Source organism: Streptomyces sp. NPDC056527, from assembly GCF_042794475.1.
Taxonomy (GTDB): domain Bacteria; phylum Actinomycetota; class Actinomycetes; order Streptomycetales; family Streptomycetaceae; genus Streptomyces.
Window position 1 is genome coordinate 13,951 of the sequence record NZ_JBHTTQ010000089.1, and the last position, 16,457, is coordinate 30,407.

Sequence of the window (16,457 nt, forward strand, 5' to 3'; positions counted from 1 at the left end):
CGGGGCCCTGCTACGAAGAACCGACTAGCTCCAGCTGGCGTGCAGCGGCTTGCCCTCGGCGTAACCGGCGGCGCTCTGGATGCCGACCACGGCCTTCTCCTCGAACTCGGCGAGCGAGGCCGCGCCCGCGTAGGTGCAGGAGGAGCGGACGCCCGCGATGATCGAGTCGATCAGGTCCTCGACACCCGGGCGGGCCGGGTCGAGGAACATCCGGGAGGTCGAGATGCCCTCCTCGAAGAGGCCCTTGCGGGCGCGGTCGTAGGCCGACTCCTCGCTCGTGCGGTTCTGCACGGCGCGGGCCGATGCCATGCCGAAGGACTCCTTGTACGGACGCCCGTCGGCGGTGTGCTGCAGGTCGCCCGGGGACTCGTTGGTCCCGGCGAACCACGAGCCGATCATGACGTTGGACGCACCGGCGGCGAGCGCCATGGCGACATCGCGCGGGTGCCGGACGCCACCGTCGGCCCAGACGTGCTTGCCGTACTTCTTCGCCTCGGCGGCGCACTCCAGGACGGCGGAGAACTGCGGGCGGCCGACGCCGGTCATCATGCGCGTGGTGCACATGGCGCCGGGGCCCACGCCGACCTTGATGATGTCCGCGCCGGCCTCGATGAGATCGCGCACACCCTCGGCGGCGACGATGTTGCCGGCGACGATCGGCACGTGCGGGTCGAGGCCGCGGACGGCCTTGATCGCGGAGATCATCGACTCCTGGTGGCCGTGCGCCGTGTCGATGACGAGCGTGTCGACGCCCGCGTCGAGGAGCTGCTTGGCCTTGCCCACGAAGTCGCCGTTGATGCCGACGGCGGCGGCGATGCGCAGCTTGCCGTTCGCGTCGGTGGCCGGGGTGTACAGGGTCGCGCGGAGCGCGCCCTTGCGGGTCAGGATGCCGACCAGACGGCCTTCCTTGTCCACGGCCGGGGCGTAACGGCGGTTGGCGTGGTCGAGCGTGTTGAACGCGTCGCGCGGATCGATGTCGGCGTCGAGGAGCAGCAGGTCCTTCGACATGACCTCGGAGAGCTGGGTGAAGCGGTCCACGCCGGAGAGGTCCGCGTCGGTGACGACACCGACCGGACGCCGGTCCGCGTCGACGACGACACCGGCGTCGTGCGACCGCTTGGGCAGCAGCGAGAGCGCGTCGGCGACGGTCTGGTGGGGCTCCAGGACGATGGGGGTGTCCAGGACGTGGTGGCGGCTCTTCACCCACGAGATGACGTCGGTGACGACCTCGATCGGAATGTCCTGGGGGATGACGACGAGGCCACCGCGGCGGGCGACGGTCTCGGCCATGCGACGGCCGGCGATCGCGGTCATGTTGGCGACGACCAGCGGGATCGTCGTGCCGGAACCGTCCGGCGAGGCGAGGTCCACGGCCTGGCGGGAACCCACGGCCGAGCGGCTCGGCACCATGAAGACATCGTCGTACGTCAGGTCGTAGGGCGGCTTGACGTCATTGAGGAAACGCACGTGCTGACATCCCAGTCGTTCGGATCGGCCCCTAGGCATTTCAGCCAGGGGAAAAAGCACGTAGTTCATTGTCCCACGCCTGTACGAATACCAGACCCGGGCGTTTCATCCGAGGTGTGCGGGGCCGACCTCGTGGGATCGCACGAATGCGGCGGTCCCGTCAGGGCGCCGTGCTGTCCAGAGCCACCACGTCGACGTCCTCGGTCTCCGTCCAGAAACGCTCGTCCGCGTCCTGCAACCGGGTGGCCGCGTGCTTCATGTGGCGCAGCGCGGCGTCCCTGGCCGCCTCGGCGTCGCCGGACTCCACGGCGGCCAGGATCGCGTGGTGCTCCTGGCGGACGTCCTCGATGAAGTCGTCCCGGCGCGCCTCGTTCGCCCGCGTGATCCGGATGCCGCTGCGCGCCACCTCGCCGAGATACCGCACCGTGGAGACCATCACGGCGTTGCCGGTCGACTCGGCGATGGACTGGTGGAAGGAGAGGTCCTCGTCGACGCCGTCGCCACCGGCCGCGACCGCGGCGTCGATCGCGTCGAGCGCCGCGCGCATCCGGTCGATGTCGGCCGGTGTGGCGCGGGCGGCCGCGAGCGCGGCCGCCTCGCCCTCCATGGCGCGGCGCACCTCGACTATCTGGAGCACCTTGGACTTGGTCGCGGCGGCCTCGGATTCCAGGTCGAGCGGCCGGGTGCGGCGCGGCAGGACGAACACGCCGAGGCCCTGGCGCGCTTCGACGAGGCCGGCGTTGCGGAGCCTGGACACGGCTTCGCGCACCACCGTGCGGCTGACGCCGAGCTGCTTGACCAGCTCGACCTCGGTCGGCAGCTTGTCGCCCTCGGCGATACGCCCGGACTCGATCTCTTCCGAGAGCATCGCCGCTACGCGGTCCGCGAGCCGGACCGGACCGCTCACCTTGGAAAACATGGTCATCAGTCTATCGGCGCGGAGCCCCGTCACCCGGGCCGGCCGACGTCCCGGGAGCGATCGCGTCGGCGTGGTCGGCGACGTAGTCCCGCACCACGGCCGCGAAGTCGGGGTCGGGCGCCAGACCGAGCGCCGCGGCCCGGGTGTTGTCGAAGGCGGCGGGCCACGAGCCCACGAGGGACTCGACGGCCGGGTCCGGCGCGATCGTCACCAGGTCGGCGACGGCATCACCGGCCTCCCGGCGCAGCGTGGCCAGCATCTCGGCGACCGTGACCGTGAGCGCCGGCAGGTTGACCGGCAGGTTGCCTTCGAGCCGGCCGGGGCCCGTACCGCGCTCGGCCTGGGCGACGCGGAGGATGCCCTCGACGGTGCGCCGCGGCGAGGCCAGGGCGACCCGCAGCCCGGGGTCGACCGGGCAGATCGCCGGAAGGCCCGCGAGCGGCTCGCGGACGATGCCGGACAGGAAGCCCGAGGCGGCCGCGTTCGGCTTCCCCGGCCGTACGGACACGGTCATGAGACGGGTCACGCGGCCGTCGACGTAGCCGCGGCGGGTGTACTCCGAGACCAGCTGCTCGCAGACGAACTTCTGGATGCCGTAGCTGGATCGAGGGGTGGGCAGGGTCGACTCGGAGACGACCGGCGGCAGCGGCAGCGCCTGATCGGAGCCGTAGACGGCGACGCTGCTGGAGAACACCACCAGGGCCGTCGGGCCCCCGGCGGCCGACTGGGCGCGGGCGGCTTCGAGCAGCGCGCGGGTCGTGTCGACGTTGGCGCTCATGCCGAGGTCGAAGTCGGCCTCGCACTCGGCGGAGACGGCGGAGGCCAGGTGCACGATGACGTCGACCGGCTTCGCGAACAGCTCGTCGAGGCTGTCGGTCAGGTCCCCCCGCACGACGTCGACGATGGGGTCGGCCGCCTCCGGCGAGGCGTCGGGCACGAACCGGTCGGCGAGGACCAGCCGCTCGATGGGCGTACCGCGGAACGTCCGTGCGTCGAGCAGGGCGCGGGCGACCTGCCGACCGAGGAAGCCGAAGCCACCCGTGATGACGATCCTCATGCGTTGTCTCCTCGGTGGTTCTGGTGGTTCTCGTCGTGCCGGTGGTTCTCGAGGTCGTGCCGGTGGTTCCTGAACCAGCCGAGTCCCTCGCTCGTACCGGCTCGCGGGACGTACTCGCAGCCGATCCATCCCTCGAAGCCCGACTCGTCGATGACGCCGAACAGATGGCGGATGTCGAGCTCGCCCTCGTCGGGCTCGTGGCGGTCCGGGACCCCGGCGATCTGCAGATGGCCCACGCGACCGGTGGGCAGGTCGCGACGCAGGGTGGTGGTGAGGTCGCCCTCGACGATCTGGCAGTGGTAGAGGTCCAGTTGGACCTTGAGGTTCGGGGCGCCGACCTCCCGCACCACGGCATGGGCGTCGGCCTGCCGGCTCAGGAAGTAGCCGGGCATGTCACGGCCGTTGATCGGCTCGATCAGGATGTCGACCCCCGCCGCGGCGGCCCGCTCCGCGGCGCGGGCGAGGTTGCCCACGTACGTGTCACGATGCGAGGAGAGCTCGGCCGGGGTCGCGTCGGGACGGACGAGTCCGGCCATCACATGGACGCGCGGGCAGTCCAGCGCCGCCGCGTATTCCAGCGCCCGGTCGATCCCGTCGAGCGTCTCCTTCTCACGGCCAGGCAGCGCGGCCGTCCCGCGCTCGCCGCCGTCCCAGTCTCCCGGGGGCGCGTTGAAGAGCACCTGCCGCAGGCCGTGGTCGTCGAGGCGGCGACGGAGTTCGGTGGCGTCGTAGGCGTACGGGAAGAGGTACTCGACGGCCCGGAAGCCGTCGGCCGAGGCCGCGGAGAAGCGGTCGAGGAAGTCGTGCTCGGTGTACATCATGGACAGGTTCGCGGCGAACCTCGGCATGGTGACTCCTGTGGGGAAGGGCCGGATCCGATCCTGAGCGGTGGACCGGATCCGGCCGGTGGGACGGGCGCGGCCCGTCAGCGGTTGACGACCTGCTTGTTCGTGGTCAGCACGGCGACGGCGCCGACGACGAGGCTGAGCGCCAGGACGTACATGGGGATCGAGGTGGAGCCGGTGGCGTCCTTGAGCGCGCCGATCATGTACGGGCTGACGAAGCCGGCGAGGTTGCCCACCGAGTTGATCACGGCGAGTCCGGCCGCGGCGGCGGTGCCGCCGAGGAACGCGGTGGGAAGCGACCAGAAGAGCGGCGCGCAGGTCAGCACACCGGCCGCGGCGAAGGAGAGCGCGACCAGGGACAGGACGGTGGACCCGGACCAGCTCGCGGCGAGCGAGAACCCGACGGCGCCCATGAGGCTCGGGATCACCAGGTGCCAGCGGCGCTCGCGGCGCTTGTCCGCCGAGCGGCCGAAGAGGTTCATCGCGACGAGCGCGGCGAGGAACGGTACGGCGCTGAGGACGCCGATCGCGAGGTTGCCCTCGATGCCGGTCGACTGGACGAAGGTGGGCATCCAGAAGGTCAGCGCGTACTGGCCCATCACGAAGCAGAAGTAGATGAGGCACATCAGCCACACCTTGGGATCGCGGAAGGCGTCCAGGACCCGGCCGTGCACCGACTTGTGGGCGGAGTCCTCGGCGATCGCCCGCTCGACGATGTCCTTCTCCTCCTCGCTGAGCCACTTGGCGTCGCGCACGCCGTTGTCCAGGTAGAACAGCGTGGCCACACCGATGGCGAGCGCTGGCAGGGCCTCCAGGAGGAACATCCACTGCCAGCCCTGCCAGCCGTTGACGCCCTGGAAGCGGTCCATGATCCAGCCGGACAGCGGGTTGCCGAAGATGCCGGCGACCGGGATGGCCGACATGAACAGGGCGATGACCCGGGCACGTCGGTGCGAGGGGAACCAGTACGTGCAGTAGAGGATCACGCCGGGGTAGAACCCCGCCTCGGCCGCGCCGAGCAGGAAGCGGAGCACGTAGAACGTCGTCTCGTTCGAGACGAACATGAACCCCGCCGAGACCACGCCCCAGGTGATCATGATCCGGGCGATCCAGGTGCGGGCACCGATGCGCTGGAGCATCAGGTTCGAGGGGACCTCGAAGAGGAAGTAGCCGATGAAGAACAGGCCGGCGCCGAGGCCGTACGCCGCCTCGCTGAAACCGAGGTCCGCGGACATCTGCAGCTTGGCGAAGCCGACGTTGACGCGGTCCAGGTAGGAGAAGACGTAGCAGAGGATGAGGAAGGGGACGATGCGGCGCACGACCTTGCGGAAGACGGCGTTCTCGCGGGCGAGGTCGGGGGCCTCTGCCGTCGTCGCGGATATGGACATGACGGAATCCTTCGTAAGCGGCTCAGGGGATTCTCTGACGGGGTGGAGTGCTGGTCACCACGCTGCTCGGAACGTGGACCTCAGTTCGTCGATCGCGTGACCGGGGAGTGGCTCAGGGCGACGGTCGGTCAGGAGCCAGAGGCGTGCCGTCTCCTCGAGTTCTTCGAGGACGGCGAGGGTGGTGGCGGCGTCCGGACCCCAGACGACGGGGCCCAGACGGTCGAGGAGCACGGCCCTGATCGGGGTGGCGCGAGCGGCGCGGTCGGCGATCGCGGCCGCCACCAGATCGGCCACGCGCGGGTCGCCGGGCCGGTGGTAGGGGATGAGCGGAACGTGCCCGACCTTCATCACGTAGTACGGGGTGAGGGGCGGGAGCACGTCGTCCTGGCTCCACACGCCGGCCAGGGTGAGTCCGACCAGATGCGTGGAGTGGGTGTGGAGGACGAAGCGGGCCGTGGGGTCGGCCTCGTAGATGTGCCGGTGCAGCGTCAGCGTCTTGCTGGCGCGGTCGCCCGCCACCTGCTCGCCACCGGCGTCGACCAGCGCGAGCCGTTCGGGTTCGAGGAAGCCGAGGGCGGCGTCGGTGGGGGTGATCAGATGACCGTCGCCGACCCGGGCGCTGATGTTGCCCGCGCTGGCGTGGACGTAGCCACGGGCGAACAGGCTCGTGCCCACTCGGACGATCTCGGCGCGCGCCGCGTCCACGGCGCTGTCCGGGGCGTCCGCGAAGCTGTCGCGGAGCCCGGTCACGCGGCGTCCTCCGTGTCGAGGAGGGCGAACGCGTCGGTGAAGAAGCCGGGGCCGCCGAAGTTGCCGGACTTGAGGGTGATGTGGAGCGTGTCCCCGGCGGGGAGAGCCGCGGCGCACCACGGCACGCCGGGGTCGATCTGCGGCCCGATGCGCAGCCCGGTGAGGCCGAGCGCCTGGACGACCGCTCCGGAGGTCTCGCCACCGGCGACGACGAGGCGGCGGACTCCGCGCTCCACGAGCCCCTGGGCGACCCGCGCCAAGGTCCGCTCCACGAGCTCCCCCGCCTCGGCGGCGCCGAGGCGGCCCTGGACGGTGCGGACGGTGTCGGGGGTCTCGGTGGAGTAGACGAGGACCGGCCCGTCGGCCAGGTGCTCCTCGGCGAAGGCCAGCGCCTGCCCGGCGACGTCCTCACCGGCCGCGATGCGCAGGGGGTCCACGCTGAACGCGGGGCGGCCGCTCTTCAGGAACTCCAGGACCTGGCCGTTGGTCGCCTCGGAGACCGATCCCGAGACGACGGCCCGGTGCCCGGCCGACGGCGGGAGCTGCGCGGCGGCGGGCGATGGACGGAAGCCCCAGTTCGCGGGCAGACCGATCGCGAGCCCGGACCCGGCGGTCACCAGCGGCAGCCCCTCGACCGCCGCGCCCATGCGCACCAGATCGTCGTTGGAGACGGCGTCGACGATCGCCGTGGCGACGCCGTTCGCCCGCAGCTCGGCGATACGGGACCGGATGGCATCGGCGCCCTCGGCGACGACCGTGTGGTCGATGAGGCCGACCGGCCGGGTGGTCTGGGCGGCGAGTACGGAGACCAGGTTGGAGTCGGTCATCGGGGTGAGCGGGTGGTTCCGCATCCCGCTCTCGGCGAGCAGGACGTCTCCGACGAAGAGGTGGCCCTTGAAGACCGTCCGCCCGTTGTCGGGAAAGGCCGGGGTGGCGACGGTGAAGTCGGTGCCCAGCGCGTCCATCAGGGCCTCGGTGACCGGCCCGATGTTGCCGGCCGGCGTCGAGTCGAAGGTGGAGCAGTACTTGAAGTAGATCTGCTCGGCGCCTGCGGAGCGGAGCCAGGCGAGGGCCCGCAGCGAGGAGTCGACGGCCTCGGCGGCCGGGACGGTACGCGACTTGAGGGCGATGACGACGGCGTCGGCGTCCACGTCGTGGCCGGTTCCGGCGGGCGGTACGTCGATCAGCTGGACGACGCGCATGCCCGCGCGCACCAGGTTGTTGGCCAGGTCGGTGGCGCCGGTGAAGTCGTCGGCGATGCAGCCGAGTCGGATGCCCATGTCAGCCCTCCGCCTTCGGCAGGTCGACGCCCGGGAAGATCTTGATGACCGCACTGTCGTCCTCGCGGCCGAAACCGGCCGCCGACGCCTGCAGGAACATCTGGTGCGCCGTGGCGGCGAGCGGGAGCGGGAAGCGCTCGGGGCGGGCGGCGTCCAGGACGAGCCCGAGGTCCTTGACGAAGATGTCGACCGCGGACAGCGGCGTGTAGTCGCCGACGAGGACGTGCGCCATGCGGTTCTCGAACATCCACGAGTTGCCGGCGCTGTGCGTGATGACCTCGTAGAGCGCCTCGGCCGGGACACCGGCCTTGATGCCCAGCGCCATCGCCTCGGCCGCCGCGGCGATGTGCACGCCGGCGAGCAGCTGGTTCACGATCTTGACCTTCGAGCCGAGTCCGGCGCGCTCGCCCAGCCGGTAGACCGTGCCGCTCATGGCCTCCAGGAACGGGTCGGCGAGCTCGTAGGCCGCGGCCGAGCCGGAGGTCATCATGGTGAGCTCGCCGACGGCGGCACGGGCGGCGCCACCGGAGATGGGAGCGTCCAGGTAGAGCACGCCCCGCTCGGCGAGGCGCCCCTCGAGCTCCTCGGACCAGCCGGGGTCGACCGTGGAGCACATCACGAAGACGGCGCCCGGGCGCAGCCGGTCGGCCGCCCCGTCGGTGCCGAACAGCACGGACTCGACCTGCGCCGCGTTGACGACGACGCCGACCAGGACGTCCACGGCGGCCGCCAGGTCGCCGGCGGTGGCGTACGCCGTCCCGCCGTCCCGGGCGAAGCCCTCGGCCACGTCCGGCCGCAGGTCGTGGACCGCCACGTCGTGCCCGGCCGCCCGCAGACTGCGGGCCATCCCCAGGCCCATGGCCCCGAGTCCCACCACGCCGACGCGCGGACGTGTCGGCCTGTCCTGGTCGTTCATGCCCCTACCTCGTCTCGCTGTGCCTTCCGCGGCGCAAACCTCAGAAGGTGATCGGGTCATATGATGACCTGAGGATGTAGGCCAGTCCACAGTGATGCGCGTCACATTGCTCGGGATTGCGTGGTGTGCAACGCAGAAGGCGGCGGCACGCCTGTCAGAGGCGTACCGCCGCCGAGGTTCGGGGCGTCTTCGATGAAGGGTCGGCAGTGACTGCGGGGCCGACGGGTCTGATGGTCAGAGCCCGCCGGCCGACGGTTCCGGTCAGGCCCCGTCCGGGTCCGCGCGCTCCAGCGCCGGTCGCGAACCGGGGGCCGACTCGGTGAGGAGGTAGTCCGCCGCCGCGCGGTCGGTCACCAGGCTGGTGACGAGCCCGGAGCGGAGCACCGCGCCGATCGCCGCCGCCTTGCGCTGACCGCCCGCGATCGCCACGACCTCGGGGATCCGCCGCAGCCGGTCGGCCTCGACCGTGATGCAGCGCTCCCCCAGGTCACGCCCCACGCGGCGCCCCTCGGTGTCGAAGAGGTGCGCGGACATCTCGGCCGCGACGCCGAGGGAGGCGTAGTGGGCACGCTCCTCGTCCGAGAGCATGTCGTGCACGGTCGAGATGCCCGGCTCCCAGGAGCCGATGGACACACAGGCGACGGTGACCTTGTCGAAGTACTCGAAGGCCCGGGCGATACCGGTCTGATTCCGCAGCGCGGCCGCCGTCGCGGGGTCGGGCAGCAGCATCGGCGCGTAGATGGGGTGCGCCTCGCCGCCGGAGACCTGCGCGGCACGCCGTACCGCCTCGACCGAGCCGCGCTCGGCGGTGCCCGCGTCGTACACGCCCGTGAGCTGCACGACCGTGCACGGGGGCAGCCGGTCGAGGGCCGCGGCCATGTGGATGGTGGAGCGGCCCCACGCCAGGCCGAGGACGTCGCCCTCGTTGACCAGCTCGCCGAGCAGGTCGGCCGCGACCTCGCCGAGGTTCTCCGGGTCGGGCGACTCGTCCTCGCCCTCGGCCGGGGACTCGACGACGACCGCATGGCGGAGCCCGTAGCGGGCGCGGAGCGCGTCGGAGCGCTCGGCGTCCAGCTCCGCGGGTACGCGGATCTCGATCCGTACGAGGTCGCGTTCGAGGGCGGTCTCCAGGACCCGGGCCACCTTGAAGCGGCTCACGCCGAACTCCTCGGCGATCTGGATCTTGGACTTGCCCTCGAGGTAGAAGCGACGCGCCATGGCAGCCGCCTGCACCAGCTCCGCGGGTCCCATCCGCAGGGCTGACCGTCCCGCCGAGATTCCCGCCACCGCGATCTCCTTAGCTCTGTTCTCGTACCGCTGCTCAGATGCTGCTGTCGTGCTGCTGCCGGGCTGCTCTTGCGGTCCAGCTGTGCCGTTCGTCGTTCACACTCTGGACTCGCCGTTCATCCTGTCAGATCCGGCGGGCCCTGATCGGTCCTGTCGACGCTCCGATGGACCGCGTTCATCTGGCCGAGGCTCAGTGGCCACACGCCCACGCCGCCGAGGCGGTCGCGGACTCGGCCTTCGCACGGAGCGAGCGGACCGCCTCGGCCGGATCCGCCGCGCCGTAGACCGCCGAGCCGGCGACGAAGACGTCCGCACCGGCCTCGGCGCAGCGCTCGATGGTGGATTCGGCGACCCCGCCGTCGACCTGCAGCCACAGCTCCAGACCGTGCTTGGAGATCAGCTCACGGGTACGACGGATCTTGGGAAGCATGATGTCGAGGAAGGCCTGCCCGCCGAAGCCGGGCTCGACGGTCATGATCAGCAGCATGTCGAGCTCGGGGAGCAGGTCCTCGTACGGCTCGATGGGCGTCGCGGGCTTCAGCGCCATCGACGCCCGTGCGCCCTTCGCCCGGATCTCCCGCGCGAGCCGCACCGGCGCGGCCGCCGCCTCCACGTGGAAGGTGACGGACCCGGCGCCGGCCTCCACGTACTGCGGGGCCCAGCGGTCCGGGTCCTCGATCATGAGGTGGCAGTCCAGCGGCGTGCCCGTCGCACGGCTGAGCGACTCGACGATCGGCACACCGAGCGTCAGATTGGGCACGAAGTGGTTGTCCATGACATCGACATGCAGCCAGTCGGCACCCTCGACGGCCTTCGCCTCCTCGGCGAGGCGGGCGAAGTCTGCGGACAGGATGCTGGGGTTGATCTGCGCCATGTGCCAAGCCTGCCATGTTCTTGGGCACTTCTTTGCCGCGGAGCGGTTTCGGACCGGGATCCGCGCGGGTTCGGTACGGATTCGGCCCGGATTCGGACCCGGTTCCCCGCCCGCTCCACCGTTCCGACCGTCCACATGCCGGACGGGCACCGATCCGCCGGCGCCCCGCGAGGCCTCAGGCGGTACGCCGGAGCAGCGCCAGGTACATCGCGTCCGTGCCGTGCAGATGCGGCCACAGCTGGACGTCCGGGCCGTCGCCGAGCCCGGGTACACCGGGCATCAGCGGGCGGACGTCGATCCACTCCGCCTCGACGGCCGGGCCGCCGCGGCCCTTGAGGACGTCCTCGACGACCACGCGGGTCTCCGCCAGGTGCGGCGAGCAGGTCGCGTACCCGACGACTCCCCCGACGCGGACCGCCGACAGCGCCTCGCGCAGCAGACCGCGCTGGAGCGGGGCGAAGCCGTCCATGTCCTCCGGACGACGGCGCCAGCGCGCCTCGGGGCGGCGGCGCAGCGCGCCGAGACCGGAGCACGGGACGTCCATCAGGACACGGTCGAAGGATCCGGGACGCCACGGCGGGCGGGTGCCGTCGGCGGCGATGACCTGGTACGGGCCGGGGTTGCCGGCCAGCGCACGCTCCACGAGTCGGGCGCGGTGCGGCTGCTTCTCGGAGGCGAGCAGTGCGGCGCCCCGCTGCGCGGCGAGGGCGCCGAGCAGCGCGGCCTTGCCACCGGGGCCCGCGCAGCCGTCGAGCCAGCGCTCGTCGCGGCCCTCCAGGGGCGCGTTGGCCAGCGCGATGGCGACCAGCTGGCTGCCCTCGTCCTGGACGCCGGCCCGCCCCTCCTTCACGGCCTCGATGGCGCCGGGCTCTCCGCCCTCGGCCAGCCGGACCGCGTAGGGCGACCAGCGGCCGGGCAGCGTGTCCTCGCCGGTGAGCTCCTCGGTGGTGGCGCGCCCCGGCCGGGCCACGAGCGTGACCTCGGGCCGCTCGTTGTCGGCCTCCAGCAGGTCCTCGATGCCGGCCCGCCCGCCGCCGAGGGCGTCCCACAGCGCCGAGACGACCCAGCGCGGGTGCGAGTGGACGACCGCGAGATGGTCCTCGGCGTCGTCCTCGTAGGGCGGGGCGACCTGCGCGACCCAGGTGTCGAGGTCGTTCTGCGCGATCTTCCGCAGAACGGCGTTCACGAACTTGGCCCGCCCGTCGCCGAGCACCACCCGCGCCAGCTCCACGCTCGCCGAGACCGCGGCGTGGCTCGGGATGCGCGTACCGAGCAGCTGGTGCGCGCCGAGCGACAGCACGTCGAGGACCGGAGGGTCGACCTCGCGCAGCGGCCGGTCGATGCAGGCCGAGACGATCGCGTCGTACGTCCCCTGGCGCCGCAGCGTCCCGTAGACCAGCTCGGTCGCGAGCGCCGCGTCGCGCCCGTCGAAGTCGCCCTTCTCCCGGGCCTTCTTCAGCAGCGGCGGCAGGACGAGGTTCGCGTAGGCGTCCCGCTCGTCGACCGCCCTGAGCGCCTCGAAGGCCAGGATCCTGACGGGATCCTTCTTGGGGCGCCGGTACGGCTTGGGGGGACGGCGATTGGCCTGCTCGCTCAAAAGGTGCTCCGCTGACGAAGTGAGACGGTCGAACCCTCTCAGCCTACGTCCGCGCCGCCCACCCGCTCACCCACCACCGCCCTGCTCGACGGTGCTAGGCGCCGACCGCCTCTCCCGGGGCGATACGGACCCCACGGGCCCAGTCCGCCGCCCGCATCGGCTTCTTGCCCTGGGGCTGCACCCAGAGCAGCTCCACGGCGTACGAGCCGGTGCCGACGTACACGTTGTTCTTGCCGACCGAGAGCTCGCCGGGCGTCAGATCGGTACGGTCCGGGACGAGGGCCGCCTGGATCAGCTTCAGGCGCTCGCCGCGGAACACGGTCCAGGAGCCCGGGGCGGGCGTGCAGCCGCGCACGACGCGGTCCACGCGCAGCGCCGGGGCCTTCCAGTCCACGTGGGCGTCCTCGACCTGGATCTTGGGGGCCAGGGTGATCCCCTCGGCCGGCTGCGGGACGGCCTTAAGGCTGCCGTCCTCGATGCCGTCCATCGTGGCCGCGAGCAGCCCGGCGCCGGCGAAGGCGAGGCGGGTCAGCAGGTCACCGCTGGTGTCGGTGGGACGGACGTCCTCGGTGATCACGCCGTAGACCGGACCGGAGTCGAGGCCCTCCTCGATCTGGAACGTCGACGCGCCCGTGACCTCGTCGCCCGCCATCACGGCATGCTGCACCGGCGCCGCGCCGCGCCAGGCCGGCAGCAGCGAGAAGTGGAGGTTGACCCAGCCACGGGCGGGGATGTCGAGGGCGACCTTGGGCAGCAGGGCGCCGTAGGCCACGACCGGGCAGCAGTCCGGGGCGATCTCGCGGAGCCGCGCGAGGAACGCCTCGTCACGCGGCCTCGCCGGCTTGAGCACCTCGATCCCGGCCTCCTCCGCGCGCTCGGCGACCGGGCTCGCGACCAGGCGCCGGCCGCGGCCCGCGGGGGCGTCGGGGCGGGTGACGACGGCGGCCACCTCGTGCCGGCCGGAGGCGAGCAGGGCGTCCAGGGCGGGTACGGCGACCTCGGGGGTGCCTGCGAAGACCAGCTTCACTCGGGAAACCTCGCATCTCGGGGCGGTGGGGATACCTCCCCGCTCAAGCGCAGCCGAGAGCGGGAGGGCAGCGCACCAGTCTAGAGGCCGGGGCGCGAGGGGGCGTACGTGAGCCTGAGCGCCCCGCGCATATGCGTGTACGCCCCCGCACCGTGACCCAATCCACGGGTGGCGCGTTGGTCAAGTGAGATTGACCGAAACGGGCCGCTCTCCCCTTCGTGGCCCCACCCTTTACACGCCGGTTCGAGAGGCTTTCACATGGCCGACCACGCCACCCACGACGCCCAAGCCCGGGCGAGTCTGCACCTGTTGGTGCGAGACATCGAGCGGGTCCGGCGGCAGGTGGACGCACTGCGCACACTCACGGCCCAGCTGGGCAACGTCTACCGCCCGCGCCGCTCCGGCCCGTCGACGGGCTTCGTCGTCTACGGGCGGGCGCCCGCCCCGACCGTCCGGCTCGCCCAGGAGCTGCGGGACAGTGTCGAGACCCTGGTGACGGCGGCGGTCGACTTCGACCGCTCGCTCGGGTTCTCGTGGGACGCGGTGGGCTCGGCGCTCGGGGTCACTAAGCAGGCCGTCCACCGCCGCTACGGGGCCCGGCGCGCGCCTCAGCCGGGGGCGGTCGTGGAGCAGGACCGCGTCGCGGAGCCGGGCACGACCCGCACGCTGCCGGTGGTACCGCCGGCCCGCACGATGCCTCCGCAGCCCACCCCCGCGACCCTCCGCGAAGAACCCCGCCCTCCGGCCTTCCCAGGCCCCCGCAACGGCTGATCGCCCACAACGGGCCGCGTGCGGCCCACAACGGGGCGCACCGGCCGACGGGGAGCGCCCCGTCAGCCGATGTCCGGCGGGTCCACGCGGACCCGCACCGGCTCGCCCCCGCCCCGCGCCAGCCGCCCCGCCTGCGCCTTCTTCAGCGCCGCCGCCAGCGCCGCGCCGTTGCCCGGTGGGACGCGCACCAGGGCCCGCTCCCACTGCTCCCCCGGCGGGGTGTCCCCCGGCCGACGGGGGCCGCCCGCGCGGACGACCGGGAGCGGGACCGGGCCCAACACCTCTGCGTCGCCCGGGAGTTCGGCCGAGCCGAGGAACGACACGACCGCCTCCGCCGGGCCGGACACCGCCGCCATCCGGGACACCGGCGGGAAGCCCAGCTCCGCCCGCTCCGCCAGCTCGCGCTGGGCGTGGCCGACGGGGTCCCAGCGCACCAGCGCCTGCACCGGCCGCAGCGTGGGTTCCGCGACCACCACCACCGTGCCGCCCTCGCCCTGCCCCCGGACCAGCGAGGCCGCGTCGATCCAGCGGCGCAGGGCCTCCTCGCCCGCGCGCAGATCGGGGCGGCCGAGCATCGCCCAGCCGTCGAGGAGCAGCGCGGCCGCGTAGCCGCCCTCGGCGACCGGCTCGGCGCCGGGGGTGGAGACGACGAGCGCGGGCCGCCCGGGCACGGTGTCCAGGATGTGGTCCCGTCCCGAGGTCCTCACCGGCACCGCCGGGAACGCCCGGCCGAGCTCCTCCGCGGTCCGGCGCGCGCCGACGACCTGGGCCCGCAGCCGGGTCGAGCCGCACTCCACGCAGTGCCAGTCCGGCGCTCCCCGCCCGCACCACCCGCACCGCAGCTCCTGCTGCTCGGGCGCCTCCAGCGGCCCGGCACAGTGGCGGCAGCGCGCGGGCGTCCGGCAGCGCTCGCACGACAGCCGGGGTACGTAACCCCGCCGCGGGACCTGGACGAGGACCGGACCGGTCTTCAGGCCCTCCCGTACCGCCTGCCAGGCCAGCGAGGGCAGCCGTGCGGCGCGCGCGGCCTCGTCGCGGGCCAGATCGGTGTCGCCCACGGTCCGCACGAGCGGGGCGGCCGCCCGCACCTGGTCCCGGCCGGCGACCAGCGGCGCGGCCCAGCCGGACTCCACGAGCTGAGCGGCCTCGACCGTGCAGCTGGTGGAGCCGAGCAGAAAGGCGCACTTGTCATGGGCGGCGCGCAGCAGCAGCACGTCACGTGCGTGGGGCTGCGGAGCGTGCGGCTCGCTGTGGCTGCCGTCCCCGTCGTCCCAGATGGCGACGAGCCCGAGGTCCCGGACGGGCGCGAACATCGCCGCCCGCGTGCCGACGACGGCGCGCACGGAGCCCCGCCGTACCGCAAGCCACTGCGCGTACCGCTTCTCGGGGCCGGTCTCGGCCGTGAGCAGCGCGTGCCGTCCCGGCCCCAGGAGCGCCGTCAGCGCCGCGTCCACCCGCGCGGCTGCCCGTCCGTCGGGGACGACGACGAGCGCGCCCCGGCCGGAGGCGAGCGTCGCGCTCATGGCGCGGGCGAGCTCCTCGGCCCAGTGCGGCCCCGGCAACGCGTTCCAGACCGCCCGTGGGGCCCCGCCCCGGGCCAGGGCGTCCAGGAAGGCCGCCCCGCGCTCGTACCGCGCCCAGGTGCCCGCCTCGGGCGCGGTGGGCGGCGGCAGTGGCTCCGGGGACGCCTTGCCCTCCGCGCGGGCGCTGCGGGGCGGGATCGCCAGCTGGAGCACGTCCGCGAGGCTTCCCGCGTACCGGTCGGCGACGGCCCGAGCGAGCCCCAGTAGCTCGGCGCTCAGCACCGGCTCGGGCGAGACGACGTCGGCGAGCGCGGCCAGGGCGCCCTTGTAGTCGGACTCGGCCTTCCGCTCGACCAGGAAGCCGTCGATCAGCCGTCCGCCCTCGCGCCGCCCGTCCCTGACCTGGTGCGCCCCCGCTCCGAACCGCACCCGCACCCGCACCCCGGGCTGCGCGACGGCGTCCAGCTCCTCGGGCACCGCGTAGTCGAAGAACTGGTCGAGGTGCAGCACCCCCTTGTTGACCACCACCCGCGCCACGGGCAGCTCCTTGGCCAACGCGGCTCCACGCCACGTCCGCGGCTTGGCCCGCGGCACCTTCGCCTTCCGTACGGACTCCCGAATGAGCGCGAGCTGCTCGTGCGGCTCACCGGCCGCACCCTCGGGCGTCTCGTTCTCGCTGCTCACAGCCACATACCTACCAGACCCCACCGACACCGGGCCCGGACCGGACGTGCGGAAGCCCGGCTCCCCCAGGGG

14 protein-coding genes are annotated in these 16,457 nt (G+C 72.9%); 1 reads left to right on the forward strand and 13 read right to left on the reverse strand.

Annotation, left to right across the window (positions count from 1 at the left end; genetic code table 11):
* Window positions 1-24: 24 nt before the first annotated feature.
* The 12 genes from ACFQ7Q_RS29870 to fmt all read right to left on the reverse strand — a co-directional run bounded on the left by ACFQ7Q_RS29870 (window position 25) and on the right by fmt (window position 13,407).
* Window positions 25-1,467 carry a GuaB1 family IMP dehydrogenase-related protein gene (locus ACFQ7Q_RS29870; protein ID WP_383560382.1) on the reverse strand — a complete coding sequence of 481 codons (1,443 nt, stop codon included), beginning with the start codon at window positions 1,465-1,467 and terminating at the stop codon, window positions 25-27.
* A 160-nt stretch (window positions 1,468-1,627) separates the two neighbouring features.
* On the reverse strand, window positions 1,628-2,386 hold the full coding sequence (locus ACFQ7Q_RS29875; RefSeq protein ID WP_383560384.1) for a FadR/GntR family transcriptional regulator: 759 nt from the start codon (window positions 2,384-2,386) through the stop codon (window positions 1,628-1,630).
* A gap of 10 nt (window positions 2,387-2,396) precedes the next feature.
* Window positions 2,397-3,443: a D-erythronate dehydrogenase gene (denD, locus tag ACFQ7Q_RS29880; RefSeq protein ID WP_383560386.1), complete on the reverse strand. Its 1,047-nt coding sequence runs from the start codon at window positions 3,441-3,443 to the stop codon at window positions 2,397-2,399.
* Entirely contained in the window at window positions 3,440-4,291 is an 852-nt protein-coding gene (otnI, locus tag ACFQ7Q_RS29885; protein ID WP_383560388.1) for a 2-oxo-tetronate isomerase, read from the reverse strand. Before otnI ends, denD begins: the two co-directional genes overlap by 4 nt.
* A gap of 77 nt (window positions 4,292-4,368) precedes the next feature.
* Entirely contained in the window at window positions 4,369-5,676 is a 1,308-nt protein-coding gene (locus tag ACFQ7Q_RS29890; protein ID WP_383560391.1) for an MFS transporter, read from the reverse strand.
* A 54-nt stretch (window positions 5,677-5,730) separates the two neighbouring features.
* Window positions 5,731-6,426, reverse strand: coding sequence for an aldolase (locus ACFQ7Q_RS29895; protein WP_383560394.1), 696 nt, complete (start codon window positions 6,424-6,426; stop codon window positions 5,731-5,733).
* Window positions 6,423-7,706 carry a 3-oxo-tetronate kinase gene (gene otnK, locus ACFQ7Q_RS29900; RefSeq protein WP_383560396.1) on the reverse strand — a complete coding sequence of 428 codons (1,284 nt, stop codon included), beginning with the start codon at window positions 7,704-7,706 and terminating at the stop codon, window positions 6,423-6,425. The genes ACFQ7Q_RS29895 and otnK overlap by 4 nt, the downstream gene beginning before the upstream one ends.
* A 1-nt stretch (window position 7,707) precedes the next feature.
* Window positions 7,708-8,622, reverse strand: coding sequence for an L-threonate dehydrogenase (gene ltnD, locus ACFQ7Q_RS29905; protein WP_383560399.1), 915 nt, complete (start codon window positions 8,620-8,622; stop codon window positions 7,708-7,710).
* A gap of 261 nt (window positions 8,623-8,883) precedes the next feature.
* Window positions 8,884-9,900 carry a sugar-binding transcriptional regulator gene (locus ACFQ7Q_RS29910; RefSeq protein ID WP_383560416.1) on the reverse strand — a complete coding sequence of 339 codons (1,017 nt, stop codon included), beginning with the start codon at window positions 9,898-9,900 and terminating at the stop codon, window positions 8,884-8,886.
* Window positions 9,901-10,099: 199 nt separating this feature from the next.
* On the reverse strand, window positions 10,100-10,783 hold the full coding sequence (rpe, locus tag ACFQ7Q_RS29915) for a ribulose-phosphate 3-epimerase (protein WP_362371746.1): 684 nt from the start codon (window positions 10,781-10,783) through the stop codon (window positions 10,100-10,102).
* 175 nt (window positions 10,784-10,958) lie between these two features.
* The gene (locus ACFQ7Q_RS29920) at window positions 10,959-12,380 is read right to left on the reverse strand and encodes an RsmB/NOP family class I SAM-dependent RNA methyltransferase (protein ID WP_383560403.1); all 1,422 of its coding nucleotides are present in this window, start codon (window positions 12,378-12,380) and stop codon (window positions 10,959-10,961) included.
* 94 nt (window positions 12,381-12,474) lie between these two features.
* Entirely contained in the window at window positions 12,475-13,407 is a 933-nt protein-coding gene (fmt, locus tag ACFQ7Q_RS29925) for a methionyl-tRNA formyltransferase (protein ID WP_383560406.1), read from the reverse strand.
* A 258-nt stretch (window positions 13,408-13,665) separates the two neighbouring features.
* On the opposite strand from fmt, the gene ACFQ7Q_RS29930 reads away from it, so the two are divergent.
* Window positions 13,666-14,178, forward strand: coding sequence for a hypothetical protein (locus tag ACFQ7Q_RS29930; RefSeq protein ID WP_383560409.1), 513 nt, complete (start codon window positions 13,666-13,668; stop codon window positions 14,176-14,178).
* Between the two features lie 62 nt (window positions 14,179-14,240).
* On the opposite strand, the gene ACFQ7Q_RS29935 is transcribed toward ACFQ7Q_RS29930, so the two are convergent.
* Window positions 14,241-16,385, reverse strand: coding sequence for a primosomal protein N' (locus tag ACFQ7Q_RS29935; protein ID WP_383560411.1), 2,145 nt, complete (start codon window positions 16,383-16,385; stop codon window positions 14,241-14,243).
* Between the last annotated feature and the right edge of the window lie 72 nt (window positions 16,386-16,457).